The 14,168-nt window shown below is 50.1% G+C and carries 16 protein-coding genes; 5 read left to right on the forward strand and 11 right to left on the reverse strand.

Annotated features, from left to right (window positions below):
* Positions 1 to 117: 117 nt before the first annotated feature.
* Positions 118 to 405, reverse strand: a complete 288-nt coding sequence (locus tag ACOQPM_RS12545) for a DUF503 domain-containing protein (protein ID WP_420629608.1) — start codon at positions 403 to 405, stop codon at positions 118 to 120.
* Between the two features lie 166 nt (positions 406 to 571).
* Positions 572 to 1,003: a hypothetical protein gene (locus tag ACOQPM_RS12550; RefSeq protein ID WP_420629609.1), complete on the reverse strand. Its 432-nt coding sequence runs from the start codon at positions 1,001 to 1,003 to the stop codon at positions 572 to 574.
* 540 nt (positions 1,004 to 1,543) lie between these two features.
* On the opposite strand from ACOQPM_RS12550, the gene ACOQPM_RS12555 reads away from it, so the two are divergent.
* On the forward strand, positions 1,544 to 2,269 hold the full coding sequence (locus ACOQPM_RS12555; protein WP_420629610.1) for a DUF4230 domain-containing protein: 726 nt from the start codon (positions 1,544 to 1,546) through the stop codon (positions 2,267 to 2,269).
* A 68-nt stretch (positions 2,270 to 2,337) separates the two neighbouring features.
* Complete coding sequence (locus ACOQPM_RS12560) at positions 2,338 to 2,745, forward strand: hypothetical protein (RefSeq protein ID WP_420629611.1); 408 nt, start codon at positions 2,338 to 2,340, stop codon at positions 2,743 to 2,745.
* Between the two features lie 52 nt (positions 2,746 to 2,797).
* Here the strand turns inward: ACOQPM_RS12560 and ACOQPM_RS12565 are convergent, their stop codons facing one another.
* Both ACOQPM_RS12565 and ACOQPM_RS12570 read right to left on the reverse strand, forming a co-directional pair.
* Positions 2,798 to 3,430, reverse strand: a complete 633-nt coding sequence (locus tag ACOQPM_RS12565; protein WP_420629612.1) for a haloacid dehalogenase — start codon at positions 3,428 to 3,430, stop codon at positions 2,798 to 2,800.
* A gap of 129 nt (positions 3,431 to 3,559) precedes the next feature.
* Entirely contained in the window at positions 3,560 to 4,411 is an 852-nt protein-coding gene (locus tag ACOQPM_RS12570; RefSeq protein ID WP_420629613.1) for a DUF2877 domain-containing protein, read from the reverse strand.
* Between the two features lie 72 nt (positions 4,412 to 4,483).
* Here ACOQPM_RS12570 and ACOQPM_RS12575 point away from each other — a divergent pair, with 72 nt between their 5' ends.
* Both ACOQPM_RS12575 and ACOQPM_RS12580 read left to right on the forward strand, forming a co-directional pair.
* Positions 4,484 to 4,960, forward strand: coding sequence for an aminoacyl-tRNA deacylase (locus ACOQPM_RS12575; RefSeq protein WP_420629614.1), 477 nt, complete (start codon positions 4,484 to 4,486; stop codon positions 4,958 to 4,960).
* A 51-nt stretch (positions 4,961 to 5,011) separates the two neighbouring features.
* Entirely contained in the window at positions 5,012 to 5,767 is a 756-nt protein-coding gene (locus tag ACOQPM_RS12580) for a glycosyltransferase family 2 protein (RefSeq protein ID WP_420629615.1), read from the forward strand.
* On the opposite strand, the gene ACOQPM_RS12585 is transcribed toward ACOQPM_RS12580, so the two are convergent.
* The 5 genes from ACOQPM_RS12585 to ACOQPM_RS12605 all read right to left on the reverse strand — a co-directional run bounded on the left by ACOQPM_RS12585 (position 5,764) and on the right by ACOQPM_RS12605 (position 11,827).
* Positions 5,764 to 6,768 carry an aldo/keto reductase gene (locus tag ACOQPM_RS12585; protein ID WP_420629616.1) on the reverse strand — a complete coding sequence of 335 codons (1,005 nt, stop codon included), beginning with the start codon at positions 6,766 to 6,768 and terminating at the stop codon, positions 5,764 to 5,766. The two genes, ACOQPM_RS12580 and ACOQPM_RS12585, sit on opposite strands and share 4 nt — an antisense overlap.
* A 142-nt stretch (positions 6,769 to 6,910) precedes the next feature.
* Positions 6,911 to 7,654, reverse strand: coding sequence for a 23S rRNA (guanosine(2251)-2'-O)-methyltransferase RlmB (rlmB, locus tag ACOQPM_RS12590; protein ID WP_420629617.1), 744 nt, complete (start codon positions 7,652 to 7,654; stop codon positions 6,911 to 6,913).
* 71 nt (positions 7,655 to 7,725) lie between these two features.
* Positions 7,726 to 9,168, reverse strand: a complete 1,443-nt coding sequence (cysS, locus tag ACOQPM_RS12595) for a cysteine--tRNA ligase (protein WP_420629618.1) — start codon at positions 9,166 to 9,168, stop codon at positions 7,726 to 7,728.
* Between the two features lie 243 nt (positions 9,169 to 9,411).
* Positions 9,412 to 10,467, reverse strand: a complete 1,056-nt coding sequence (locus ACOQPM_RS12600) for a PIN/TRAM domain-containing protein (RefSeq protein WP_420629619.1) — start codon at positions 10,465 to 10,467, stop codon at positions 9,412 to 9,414.
* A 604-nt stretch (positions 10,468 to 11,071) separates the two neighbouring features.
* A complete protein-coding gene (locus ACOQPM_RS12605; RefSeq protein WP_420629620.1) occupies positions 11,072 to 11,827 on the reverse strand; it encodes a hypothetical protein in 756 nt (251 codons plus the stop codon).
* A 223-nt stretch (positions 11,828 to 12,050) separates the two neighbouring features.
* Between ACOQPM_RS12605 and ACOQPM_RS12610 the strand changes: the two genes are divergently transcribed.
* Positions 12,051 to 12,200, forward strand: coding sequence for a hypothetical protein (locus ACOQPM_RS12610; RefSeq protein ID WP_420629621.1), 150 nt, complete (start codon positions 12,051 to 12,053; stop codon positions 12,198 to 12,200).
* 315 nt (positions 12,201 to 12,515) lie between these two features.
* Here ACOQPM_RS12610 and ACOQPM_RS12615 read toward each other — a convergent pair whose 3' ends face one another.
* On the reverse strand, positions 12,516 to 13,103 hold the full coding sequence (locus ACOQPM_RS12615; RefSeq protein ID WP_420629622.1) for a DUF6940 family protein: 588 nt from the start codon (positions 13,101 to 13,103) through the stop codon (positions 12,516 to 12,518).
* 146 nt (positions 13,104 to 13,249) lie between these two features.
* Positions 13,250 to 14,083 (reverse strand): IS982 family transposase, encoded by an 834-nt coding sequence (locus ACOQPM_RS12620; protein ID WP_420627395.1) that lies wholly within the window; start codon positions 14,081 to 14,083, stop codon positions 13,250 to 13,252.
* Positions 14,084 to 14,168 lie beyond the last annotated feature (85 nt).

Raw genomic sequence — 14,168 nt, forward strand, 5'->3', positions numbered from 1 at the left:
GTGGTAGTTCACACGACGATTACTGTGCGGTTCCTCGTTTTTTGCCGCAGATTACGCAGATTATTTTGTTCACGGCAAACTTAACTCACTTTACATAATCGTTCAATCATCAGAGATTTAAGAAAGAATTTCAATCTCGTAATCGGCAATCGGTACGTCTGGGCGGTGGTTTTCTAGCCAGGAAACCGCTTTTTGTAGCTGGCTGTGCAGGTGAGCAGTATCGTTACCTACTGTTACCAGGGCAATGACGGCCGTTCCCCACACATCCTGATGCTCCACCTCTGCCACCGCCACGTTGAACTTTTGCGGCAATCGTTTGAGAACTGATTTGACAATGCTGCGCTTCTCTTTTAATGAAGAGACGCCTACTAATTCCAGGGTAACTACACAACTGGCTATAATCATGAGGAGAATTGTGAAGAAAGGGAGATAAGAAGTCAAGCACGCAGGTGCTGATACCCAAAGAGAAAGAATGAGGGCATTGTGTAAAATTCATTTTGCACAATGCCTTCATTTTTAGGCAAGTCAATTCGCCTTTTCTAGAATTTAACCATATTTGCGTAAAAAAGGATCAATTGATCTCGACATCAATCTCTGCACCGATTACACCGTCAACAACAACAAATGCAATAATGAATATTAGAATTCCTGCAACAGCTGCTAACCATCCAAACTTATATTTACTGGGGAGAGATTGATCAAAGCTACCATATTGAGCCTCAAGATTAAGAATTGTATTGTAATCTAATGTGATAACTTCATTGGCAGATAAAATGAAATCATTTTCTGCGACATAATTTTTTACTGCAACATATTCAATATTTGATTTGTAAATAGGATATTGCCAAAGAGAGATAGACTTGTACTTAATGGCCATAGAATACCCCTCTATCTGTGGATAGTCTTCGAGCAACAGATATTGATCACCCGTTTTAAAATTTAATCCAAGAATGCCTATAATTAGACATACTCCAACAACCACGATTTTGACAAAATTTTTCATGACTTAGCTTTCCTTTGTTTGAGTGTATTGGTCATTTTTGATATATCGACATTGAAGAAAGGGGGTAGTTTTATAAATAGACAGCATTGTGGGTTAATCCATGGCTTAGAGAATGATGCCCTATGCTTGGGTCGCTCTCTCAGAAACACACAGAACCTTTGAGGAAATTGTATTGAACTATGTTGGTAAGGTATGGGGCTTATTTTATTTAGAGCTAATGACTGTGGCACAAACAGTGAAAACTGACTGCCAACAGGCATTATAGCAGTTTGGTTTTGGGTCAGACAATTCAAGAATGTTATAGGTGCAGATAAGATTTATGAATGAAATCATAACTCGCAAGTATGTTGGCACGACAATTAGTATAGGAGTTAATTCAATTCTGAACACCATGACTTAGTTACCCAAAAGTACCAGATTGTGCAACGAAAACGGCCGTATCTACGTTTTAAGGGTGACGCGCCCGCCTAAATGCGCGTCAAAGTAATGGAAAAAGGGCAAAATTGCCGCAAAATCGCAATTTTGCAGGAGTGAAACGCAATGCTAAAAAAATTAGCGTACCTATTTCTAATTGTCTTTTTTGTAGCGGGTGCCATTGCCGCCTACACCTTTGTGGCCACTGTGAACAAGGCCCAAACGGTTGTTCAGCCCATTGGCGACTTTGTACAGCAGCTTGTGCTGCCTGCCACGCCAGTGGTTCTGCCCAGCTCCACCACCATCGTGCGCCAAATTAATGATTTGGCTCGCCTGGAAACTGCCTCGATGGAGCTGGAAAAAAACATCATTGCTGAGCGAAACAGTGACATCATGTGGGGCATGCTGGGCGAGACGCTTATCTTTGAGGCGCACGGCCTGGCCGTGGCCGGCGTTGATTTTGCCAATATGACTCCCGCCGACATCCAGGTGGTTGATCCCACCACGGTGATGATCCATCTCCCGCCAGCGACCCTCTTTGAAGATTTGCCGCTGCTGGACACGGAAACCTCCCGCGTGCTGGATCGTGACACGGGGCTGTTTGCCAGCGTAGACCCGCAGCTAGAAACGACGGTGCGGCAAGAGGCCGAAGCCGTCTTGCGTGAAGAAGCGTACGAGACGGATATTTTGGAAGTTGCTAATTACAATGCCCAAGATTTTATGTTAACCTTCATGCAAGGGTTGGGTTTTGAAACAGTCATTTTCACAGAAGATATTCCCCCCACGGTGGAGCCATACCAGCAGGAAATTCCGAAAGGGTATGTGTTGGTGACGCCGACACCGCTTCCGTAACAGGTAATCTGTAATCTGTGTTCAGTAGGTCAGTTTTACTGAATACCGGTTGCTGAACGGTGACTCGAATGGTTTTTCCCAAAAAAATTCCCGGTTTGCGGTTGCTGTTGGTTGTGTGGATTATGTATTCGGCCGTTTGGATTAGTTTGGAAGGCGCGTTGGTGCAGGTGATTGTGATGGGGACGGCAACGGCCGTATTGCTGGTGGGGTATGGCTGGCAGCAGTGGTTGGGGGGCAAAATCGTGGGGCGTGGGATGGGCGTGGTGGTTACGGCCGTATCTGGCGGGATGTTGGGGGCTGGTAGTGCTTTGCTCACCTTTGTCTTTATGGCGGTAAAAACCGGCCTGCACGCCCACGGCCCTGAATTTACGCAGGCGGAGATTACCTGGGTATGGAATATGCTGCCGCTGTGGACGGCCGTTTGGCTGCTGGTGGGTCTGGGTGCGGGGCTAATTTGGGCTGGAAGTGGAGAATAAACTAAAAAGGCATAACCTCTTTAAAACCTCTGTGTTCTCTGTGGCCAAAAAATTATTCCCTCAATCGGTTTTCTACATTTTTGAGTGCAGCTTCTAACTGTGCTTGGCGCAGGCTGTTGGTTACATCGCCGCGCGTGCGTTCCAGCACGGCGCGGACGGTGTCTGTGCGGCGGCGCAAGCCCCCGGTGATGCTGTCGTTAAAGTCAAAGGTGACAAGCTGGCTGTAAATCTGATCCATAATGTCTAGTAGCCGCTCCGCCTCGTCGCTGTGGCCGTGGCGGATGATGTCTAAAATGCGGCGGCGCAGTTCGGTGGCGGCTTCGGCGAGGCCGTTGAGCCAGGTGTTGCCTTCGGTGCCTAATTCATCGGGCGTGGGCAGGGGGAGACCGCGCACAAGGGCGTAGGTCAGGTTCGCTTCCACAAATTCCTTCACAGCATCTTGCGTATAGCCAGCGAAATAGAGATTGGGGTGATCTTTTACACCGGCTACCAATGTGTCTGTAGCACTTTTGGCTTCGGCGATGAGGGTTTCGGCCGTTTGCCACTCCTCGCGGTGGATGGCGCGGATAGAGCGAGCGCACAGGCTGATCAGTTTGCGAGAGCGTTGGTAGGCCTGGTCGCGGGCAGCATTGACTTGTTCAAATTTAGCCCGAATCTGGTCTGTGGTGTTGTCTAGTTGATCCACAAAAAGCTCCTTTAAAAAATAAATTTGCCACAGAGACCACAGAGAAAAAAGAAAAATTTGTTAAATCTGCGAAATCTGTTGATTTTGGAAAACTTCGAATCTTTGTCCCTTTGTTTCTTCGTATAAAATTTAGGATGCTAGCCAGCTTCTTGACGTCGCCGCAATAAAGCCAAGCAGGGCGGCAATGCCAGAAGTTGCGCCTTGTTCCAGGATGAGCTTTACAGGTAGCTGCCAACCGTATCCTGACAAAAAGGCTTCGACTAGATTGTGCCACATTATCCACGCTTCGCCACGACCGGCGGCTTGCAGCCAAGCGGCCGAGAGTTGAGTGGTGCGAGGCACGGCTGTTTCCACCACAAATTTCGCTAATTCTACAACCTCATCTTTTGGGCGCGTGGCCCACAAACCAAACAAAAATCCCACCAGAAAATCATCCCCAGCGGGGGTGAAGCCGGGGCCGAAGCCAGCCAGTTTGGCAACGGCCGTTCCCCATGCTTCCGAGTCTGATTCAAAGCGGACGGCCTGCATCCGGATAACGGCGGTCTGGAATTTCTGGTTAAAGTTGGCCGGACCAAGTTCACCCAAAGTGTCGAAGCGTTGGTTAACGGCCGTTTGCATCGCCGGCAGTACGCCCAACCAATTTCCTTGCCGTTGGTTCAATAAATGCCAGTTGGGGATGGGATTCCACAGTTTGGCAGAGCCACAATCAATCTCTAGCGAGCCGATGGTGAGGGTGGTGTCTGTTTTGGTAACTGAGGCGGAGGGATGAATGAGGGTGGGAAACGGCCGTTTCTCATCCACCAGCAGCGAAAACGGCCCCGGTTTAATTTGCGACTGCACTACAGAAATGATTTCGCCATCGGCATTTATCAGATTGATCACCTCATCGAATAAGTGCAGCAGCCTCACCGCTTTGGGTTTTTGTAGCCACTGTTGCACGCTTGGCGTGAGAACAGTGCCTGATAATTGAATTGATTCCATCGTGCCAATATTGTAACTGAGATTTCAGCCAATTCGGCAAAACAAGCGTCACCCACTAAAATCCGACGCGATATGACTGTTTACGACCAAATAGTGACCTTGCTGCAAAGCAACAAGGTTGATTTTGAGATGCACGAACATAAGCCAGTGCGAACCGTGGCTGAGATTGAGGAAAAGTTGCCGTTCTTACTAGACAAGATGCTCAAGACAGTGGCGTTTCGGGTGAAGGACGGCCGTTTCATTTTAGCAGGTCTTCGCGGGCACGATCGCATTGATTATCGTCAGTTGGCAGCGTATTGCGGCGTCAATCGGCGGGCGATTGCCAGCATGTCCCCCGATGCGGTAGAAGCAAAGCTAGGATTTGAAGTCGGTGGCGTGGGACCGTTTACCCTCCAGCCAGAGGTAACTGTGCTGCTGGATGAACAGCTTGCCGAGATGGGAACTGTTTACTGCGGAAGTGGTAAAAACACAGCGACACTTGCTATCCAGTTTACCGATTTGCTGCGCGTTTGTGGTGGCGAAATGGTGAGCCTGGCGCGGGTTGATTAGTGTATAACGTTGGTAGGAGCCGGTCTCAGACTGCCCCTACAGGAGAATTTTGTGCGAAGAAGTTTATCTGTATCTATGCCCGCCTTTAACGAGGCTGAAAATATTCCCGACATGGTGGCCGATGTGCTGCACGTTTTACCCCAATTAGCGGATGATTTTGAGATTATTGTGGTGGATGATGGCAGTTGGGACGATACGGCCGTTGTCACCCAACAACTCGCCGCCCAGCAGTCCCAACTAAAACTGGTGCAGCATGATGTAAATAAGGGGTATGGAACGGCCGTCCTCACCGGACTCACCCACTCCAGCAAAGAACTGGTCTTTTTCACCGATGCGGATCGCCAATTTGATTTGGCTGAAATTGAAAAGCTGCTTAAACATATTGAAACGGCCGATTTGGTAGTGGGCTACCGTGCGCCGCGCCGCGATCCATTCATGCGCCGCCTCAACGGCAAGGGCTGGAGTTGGCTGGTGACGCTGCTCTTTGGCTACACCGCCCGCGACATTGATTGCGCCTTTAAGCTAATGCGCCGCGAAGTGGTCACACAGCTGCATGAAGAAATCAGCTCCGGTGGGGCAACATTTAGCGCAGAATTTTTGGTGCGGGCCAAAAAAGCGGGCTTCAAAATCATCGAAGTGCCGATTCGCGGACACCGCCCCCGCGTGGCGGGCAGCCCAACCGGCGCAAATCTTCGCGTCATCACTCGTGCCTTTAAGGAACTAGTGCAGTTCCGCCTCAGCTTGTGGCGCGAGGCGCGGGTGCCTGTGCCTGCAAAGGTGAAGTCTGGGAGAGGAACGGCCGTTTAGGCAGCCTGCTCCTCTTTTGGTTCATATTCAGCCACAATGGCTTGCACCTGCGCTACTTCCTCGGCTGACATTGGCCCAAACTGCAAGGTGCTGGCGTTGTCTTTCACTTGTTGCACATTTTTGAAGCCAGGAATGGGTAGCATTCGTTCGTCCAGGCCCAAAATATAGCAAAGTGCCCCTTGCGCCATGGTGCGTCCCCCATCAGTGAAAACTTCCCGCAATGCTTCTACCGTTTTTAGCCGCCGCACAATGCGATCCTCCTCAAAACTAACCTGCGAGCGTATGTCATCTTGGGGAAAAGTAGATTGGCTGTTGTATTTGCCCGTGAGGATTCCTTTGTTGAGCGGATCTTTGTTCAGGCCAGCCAAGTTGTGCTCTGAGCAAAGTTGGCGCATCTCCGGGTTGTCTGCCACAGCGTTCAGGCGGAACTGGATGGAGGTGCAATGTTGCCCATCGGCAAAAACCTGGGCGCGATCTACCAAATCTGTGCTCCAACCATACCAGTGAATTTTGCCTTCTTTTACAAGTGCTTCCAGTTCTTCTCGCAGCGTCAATGCCAACTCCGGATCATACGCGGCCTCGTGAAGCTGATAAACGTCAATATACTCAGTTTGCAGTCGGCGCAGGCTGTTTTCTACGTCTTGCCGCACGTTCTTGAGGATTTGGTCGTTGTCGCCCGTAACGAACTTTTCTGCTTCATTCACAATGTGGCCAAATTTGGTAGCAATGACGGCTTGATCTCGGCGACCTGCCAACGCCCGACCCAAGACGACCTCGCTGTGGCCTGCGCCGTAATTTGCGGCTGTATCAAACAAATTAATCCCCAAATCTAAGGCTGCGTGGATGGCTCGAATCGATTCGTTGTCATCCATTTGTCCCCAGCCAGCCGGATACGACTCTTCTTTTGATCGCCCCATGCGCCACGGGCCGCCAATAGCCCAGCAGCCCATTCCTATTGCGCTGACTTCTAAACCGCTCTTGCCAAGTTTTCGCGTTAACATCCGCTCTCCTTTTGCGTTTATGAACTTTGTAGGTGTCTGATACTGAGAAGTATACAAAAGTGAGGAGAGGAGCATGATTACCCAGAAGGGTGCATCGCAGGGTGAAATTTTGCATGGGGGGTGCTTGATATCGGTTATACTTTTAAGCAAACCCCCGTGCTTGCCATGCCTGGTAAATGAGAATGGAGCCAGCAACGGCCGCATTCAGTGATTCCACATGCCCTTTTTGCGGCAGCATCAACCGAATGTCGCAGCTTTGGCGCACTAGGCGCCGCATTCCCTGTCCTTCATGCCCCACTACAATGCCCAGCGGCATGTTCAAATCCACCTGATGCAGCGATTGGGCATCTTCGGCCAAATCCATTCCCACAATCCACACGTTGCTTGCTTGCAGTTGGCGAATGGTTTGCACTAAGTTTGTCACCTGGGCAATGAGCAGATGCTCGGCTGCACCAGCAGAGTATTGCACAACGGTGGGGGTAATCTCTGGAGCGCGGCGATCCTGCACAATGACACCGTGCACGCCGCAAATTTCGGCCGTGCGTAGCAAGCTACCGATGTTTTGGGGGCCATGTAGCAAATCCAGCAGCAGCAAAAAGGGTTTCTCTCCGCGCTGCTCTGCCAATCCTAATATTTCATCAACTTCGCTGTAGATGTATGGTCCCACCTCCAGCGCCACCCCTTGGTGGCTGCTGTCTTTTGCCAGACGGCCGATTTTTTGTTTAGCGGCCGTTTGAATGCGAACTCCCCGCTTTTGTGCTGCCTGGCGCAACGGCCGTGCTAATTTCCTGTCTAAACCCTCTTGCAGCCAAAGCATATGCAGCTCCCGGCGGCTGCCGCGCAAGGCTTCTAGAACTGTGTTGCGGCGGATGAGGAATTCGGTCATCGGTGATCCGTTATCGGTAAACTGTAAACGGTTACCAAAAGTTTTTCCGATTACTGTTCACTGTTTACCGATTACCCTAATTTCCAAATGGTGCCATCTGCGCGATCTTCCAAAACGACGCCGAGGTCACGTAGCTGGTCACGGATTTGGTCGCCAGTGGCCCAATCTTTGTTGGCGCGAGCCTGGGCGCGCAGCTCAATAAGTAAGCGGATCAGCCCCGCTTCCCGCTCGGCGTTGCTGTCCTGGGCGGTTTCGTCGGGGATGATGCCTAATACAGTGCCACCCAGTTCACGGTAAAGCTCGTCCAGCGCAGCTAGCGATTCTTGTGAATGTGGCCCCTGCTCATTGAGCAGGCTGTTAACCTGGCGGGTGTAGTCTTGCAGCACGGCCAGGGCAGCGGGGGCATTGAAGTCGTCGTTCATCTTTTCGATGAAGGTGGCTTTGGTTTTGCTGATGAGCTCTTGGACTTCGTTGCTAATTTTGCCGGGAACGGCCGTACGCATCTGCTCTCTTACTAACGTTACCGCCCCCCACAAACGCTGCCAGCCTTTGGTAGCTGCCTCCACCGCCTCATCAGAAAAATCAATGGGGTTGCTGTAATGGCTAGATAAAATGAAGGCTCGAATTGCTTCGGGCCGCCACCTTTCCAGCGCCTCTTTGATGGTGAGCGTGTTGCCCAGGCTCTTGCTCATCTTCACGCCGTCCAGCGTCAGCGAGCCGGTGAGCATCCAGGTGCGGGCGAAGGTTTCGTCGTGAGCCGCTTCGCTTTGGGCAATTTCACATTCGTTGTGGGGGAAGATGTTGTCTATGCCGCCGCCGTGAATGTCGAAGGTTTGGCCCAAATATTTGTTGGCCATTGCTGAGCATTCCACATGCCAGCCGGGGAAGCCATCGCCCCAGGGGCTGGGCCAGCGCAAAATGTGTTCTGGCTCCGCTTTTTTCCACAGGGCAAAGTCGGCGGGGTGGCGCTTTTCGCTGCGGACGGCTTCGCGGGACCCGCCTTCTTGCTCTTCGATTTTACGGCCGCTTAATTTGCCATAGTCTGGGTAAGACGTCACGCTAAAGTAGACGGAGCCATCTACTTCGTAGGCGTGGCCTTTGTCAATCAGTTCTTGCACCATTTCGATTTGTTCGGGGATGTGGCCGCTGGCACGGGGGCTGATATCTGGCCGCTGTACGCCGAGGGCATCCATGTCGGCAAAGTAGCCACGCATATAGGTTTCTACCACCTGCATGGGCAGGGCAGAAAGTTGCTCTGCTTTGCGTAAGATGCGGTCTTCGCCGGTGGCCAGCATGTGGCCCACATCGGTGATGTTTTGCACGTAAAGCACATTGTAGCCGATGTAGCGCAGGTAGCGCACAATCACATCGAAGCCGACGTAGGTTTTGGCGTGGCCGATGTGGGAATGGTCGTACACAGTGGGGCCGCAAACGTAGATGGTGACACGGCCGTCTTGGAGCGGCTCGAATTTCTCTTTTTGGCGGCTGAGTACATTGTAAATTTTCAGTGACATACAAACTCCGGATTTAGCCACAGAGATCACAGAGAAAAAAGAGGCTTTGTTGGTGCTTTTGAGAGTTATTTATCAAAGATTTCGCAGATTCAAAAGATAAAGAATCTAGCCAATTTGCGGAATCATTGATTAGAAATGTAGCAAAAGCCCACAGTGTGACTAATAAAAATCTCTTAACCCTCTGTGTTCTCTGTGGCAAGTTTCTTATAATCGTAGCGCAATGGCGGCACGTTGCAAGGAACGTTACGGTTTGGCAAAAATCATGCGGCCAGCCGAGGTTTGCAGCACTTTGGTGACGGTGACGTTGAGTGTTTTGTTGATGAGGGAACGGCCGTCTTCCACCACCACCATCGTCCCATCTTGCAAAAAGCCCACGCCCTGGTCTGATTCGCGCCCTTCCTGAATGATTTTGACTTTTAGCTCTTCACCAGGCAAGGAGGTGATCTTCACTGCATTGGCCAAGTCGTTGATGTTGAGAACACTCACTCCTTGCAGTTCAGCCACGCGGTTCAGGTTGTAATCGTTAGTCATAATAGGGCAGTGTAGATGGCGTGCCAGGGCCACCAGCTTGCTGTCGGCATCGCGCACTTCGCTCACGTCCATATCGGTAATTTGGGTAGGGAGGGGTGTTTCGTTTTGCAGTTGGGTAAGCACCTCCAGCCCCAAACGGCCGCGTCCCCGGCGCAATGGGTCAGCGCTGTCGGCGATGTGTTGCAATTCAGACAGAATGAAGTTGGGAATGAGCAGTGTGGCGCGGATGAACCCGGTTTTGCTAATGTCGGCGATACGGCCGTCTATAATCACGCTTGTATCTAGCAAGATAAATTGGTCGTTGCCGTCAGCCGTCGCACTATGTTCGGACGCAGTTGGGATCATAGGTACTCGCAACCCGCTAAAGAACGCCTGCAAATCATTTTGGCGAGATACTAAAATGACCACGCTGAGGTAACACAGCACCCCCGCCGCTACCAGGGGCAAAATTTGGCGGAACGGGGAGCCTAACAGTGCTAGCGGCAGCGAGAGCAACGCAGCAGCGACCAGCCCAATGAACAGCCCCAGCACAATGGCAATGAGGCGTTCGGCGGGCATTTTGGCCAACCGGTTGCTGGCTGCACGCAACGGCCGTATCGTGATGTATGGTGTCAAGATTAGCCCAACCAAAAAGCCCAGCAAGATAAAGACAATCACATAGGCTTCTTGAGCCACGCGTAAATATCGGGCAATAGAGCTGCCTAAAAATGCACCACCAATAGCGGTGAGAATTGCCCCCACAATACGAAAAATAAATTCAGAGCTCATAATAATGATTCCTTGCAAAAAAAAGCGCCAACAAAACAAATAATGAAAGCACTTAGAGTAGCTTCCATACAAACAAGCTACAGTCGTTGCTGCAAGTTTGTCTTGTACGGTAAGCACTACCAATGATATTTATTATTTAGATGAATGAGTAAAAGGTGGGCAAAACTTACTTTGTCAAAATGGCCTGCCATTTAATAAGCGGAAGGCCATTTCTTGGCAGATTTGTTGGCTTAATGAGTTTGACGAAGGATAAGTCCCAAATAAATGCTTGGCGCTGCAATGTTGTTTCGTTTGAATGATTGGCGCTGCGATTTTGCATTGCCGCTTTATCGGCAATGGAATGGCGCAAGTATGGAACAACAAGTAAATTAAATGCACCACTCTGGAATAATTTGGTAAGTTTTTGCCAAATCCTTTGTTGAGCAAATTTTTAGATTTGCTCGTGAATCAATTGATATAAACAGGTATAAACAAAATAAATACAGTCTACATTTTGATGTTATCACAGCGATTATTGAGGAGCAATACAACCTGACAAATAAGGGGAGAGTATTAAGATCTTTTAAGACGGCCGTTTGAATAAAAGGGCCGTCTTAAACCAGGTTTACCGACGTGGTGGGCCACTAGAGTGGCCTGGTGCCTTCATGTCGGTTCGAGAAGGTCGGCTTGGGTTGGGACGGTTGTTCCGGCTTCTTGTACGGGGACGGCCGTTTTCACGTCGAGGTGCGGCACGCATGGGGGCTGGGTTGGGCCGATACGGCCGTCCGGTGGGGGTGCGTTGTGTGGTGGCAGACGGCCGTTGCTTAGAACGCTGTGCATGTTGTAGCAGAGAACCAGCAAACATATATTCCCCGGCCACAGAGATAGCTCCGATGAACAAGATGCGTGTTAGCCACACCAGGGTCGCTACAAAAAACGGCACCCAGCGTAGCAACTGCTCCCGACTCAGCACCTCATTGCCAAAATCGTGGGATAGCAGCGTTAGTGAGATGGCCCACCAAGTCATGACGGCGTTCATGGTAGCCCCCAACAGCCAAGCACCCATGAGGTACCAAACGGCCGTTGGCTCATCCTTGCCCCGTTCTGGGGTGAACAGCCGGGCCAGCCCGGCAAAATCAATCGCACAGAAGGCAATTGCCAAAATGGTCGCCCAACCGACCCCCGCAAAGCGCACGTCTCCCAGCAGGTTTCCTAGCGCGTACCGCGTGGTGTCAAAGTTAAACAGTTCAAACGCCACTAGCGCCACCACCAGGATGATGCCCATGATGCTTTTTTGCGGCAAATTGAGTCCTAGCAAAGCGTTGCTGTCGGATTGCGTAGGGCGTGCCGCCTTATTATTCGTTGCGCCCTTTGTGTTCATGTTCTTTCTCCTGCAAATACTACTGCACTCTCCGTTTCCGCAGAAACAAAAAAAATCCGAACCATAGGTTCGTAAGCTCTTTCCTCTGTGAATTTGTTTGTTGTGATGTCCCCAGTTGTTTATTTAATGAGAGAGGATGTGGCGCTGATAAGGGTCGCTACTCATCAGCGCCACGTTTTGAGGGGAAGAGGGTATGTGTAGAGAAGAGGGAAGAGGGTTCCGTATGTCTGCTAAGAATATTAGCACGGATGTTCTAAAAAGTCAAATGGAATTTAGAACAAATTTGGGCAATTTTTCAAAATGGCAAGAAGCTGTGAGGCTTTCAGATTTGGCGGAGCTGGCTGATTTTTTGCAGCGAATTTGCCCGAATTAGCGCAAATTTTCGTGGTAATTCGCGTTCATTCGTTGCTGCTTTTCAGTAATCGCCTTCAAATGGCAGCAGGACGCGGACAAGCGCGGAAAAACGCGGATTATTCGCTTCTTCCGTGCTATCCGAGCCGCATTTATTGACAACTGAAAAACCGTGCTTTCAGGGATCCCTAACCTGGACAAGCCAGAACCAAAAAGTTTTTTATCAGCAGATTACGCAGATTGGAAAGATTAAGAATCTGTTGAATCTGCGTAATCTTTGATTTTCTTGTTCGCTGTACAAGAAATTCATTGCTAACGGACTAAAAAGTCGGAAATATTATTGTGGCTGGGGCCAACGGCGGTATGGTTGGAATGTGTAATATTTGGGTCGTGAATCGAGCCGGACGTGCAGCCAGTACACGCCCAAACCAGAGGTGCTTACCCATAACGGCCGTTCCCCCACATGATTTATCACTGCCATTCCCACCCGCTGCCAAAACTGGTGCTGCTGGGCAAGCGGTGCGCTGCGGCTAAAGGTGGCTAAATGGGTAAACGCATCGGCTGGCGTTTGCGGACAAGGCACAACCAAATGCGCGTCTCCGCCCAAGTTGGGGAAATCAACAATTGGCTCCTGGTTGAAGTAGCTGGCAAAGGCACGCCGCTGAGCAGAGACGCGGGCGAGTGAGGGAGCGTTGACGAGGACAAATTCAAACGGCCGTTCCAGTGTACTCTTTGTAATTGGCGGCGTTTCCCAAAAGTAAGCGGTAAATGGTGCATCTGCCAGCAGCCCAATGAAAAGTGTGCGGAAAACATTATCTGTTTGCCACTTTTGTAGAACTTGGGCGGTGGTGAGCGGCCGTTCTCCATCGAGGAAAGTGTGGTGGTGGATACGGCCGTTTTGCAAAACCTCAATTTGCGCGTTCATGATTTCAGGATCGGATAAACTGACATGGTTAGGCACTAAAACTATTAGAGCTACATCCAGATATGTGTTTCATCTATGAAACCATGATAGATTCTTGTTTTCTGATCATCAGGTATATGCAATGCCGCCACCTTAGCTAAGTTAACTCAAGTTGCTACCTTAAAAATATGGCTGACACTCTCAGCCAGAACAAATAATGCGATTTTCAGCTCAAAGCCTGCGGCTGTGACTGCATGAATGCTCCTCGGCATCCTGCGTGCAATGGATGACCCTGTCGTCTCCACAATCTTGCGATGCAGTTTTATCCAATAAGTGCGCCACGGTGGATACGGCCGTTTGCTGTTTTTCTTGCGTACAGGACATAGTTTCACCTGTCTTGTCTCATTGATTAAGTCTTCCATGGTGTAATCATTGTAGATTTTGTCTGCATAGATTTCTGAACCCGTCGGTAGGTCAAACTGAAAGGAGCGCAGGTGAGTCACATCGCTTTCAGAACCCGGTGTTAGGAAGAACTCAACTGGTTGACCCTGACTGGTGACCATCAAATGTAGTTTGAGTCCATAGAAGTAGCGGCGTTTGCTCGCAATCTTGCCGCGATACTTCTCTTCTCGATAGAGACGACAGCGGCGAATGCGCCAATTGTCACACACCACAATAGGAAAGGTATCGATCACGTAAATCGAATCGCTACTGACCCCTTTCCAGTGGGCGCCCAACATCTCGATAAAGGTCACGATGTAATGGCTCACTCGATGCAGACGACGTGAATACCGACTTTTGCTCAACATGGTTGGTATGTAGCCGCCTTGATGCAAGAAGGCACGGGCAAGTTCATAATTGCCGCTAAAAAACAGAGCAGCCACGATTGCTGTGGTGATGACCTCGGAATCGTTCATGCGGCATTGACTGTTTTCATGATGACCTAAACCAAGCAAAAGGTCGTTAACCAGCGTGTAAATCGCTACAATTTGTTCGTCCATGATTGTCCTCGTAAAAATGGTTTGGTGGTTCAAACCCACTTTACTTGGCTTTCATGGACTTCACCATTTTTGACTGTTAAGGTAG

Source organism: Candidatus Leptofilum sp., from assembly GCF_965223525.1.
Classification (GTDB): domain Bacteria; phylum Chloroflexota; class Anaerolineae; order Promineifilales; family Promineifilaceae; genus Leptofilum.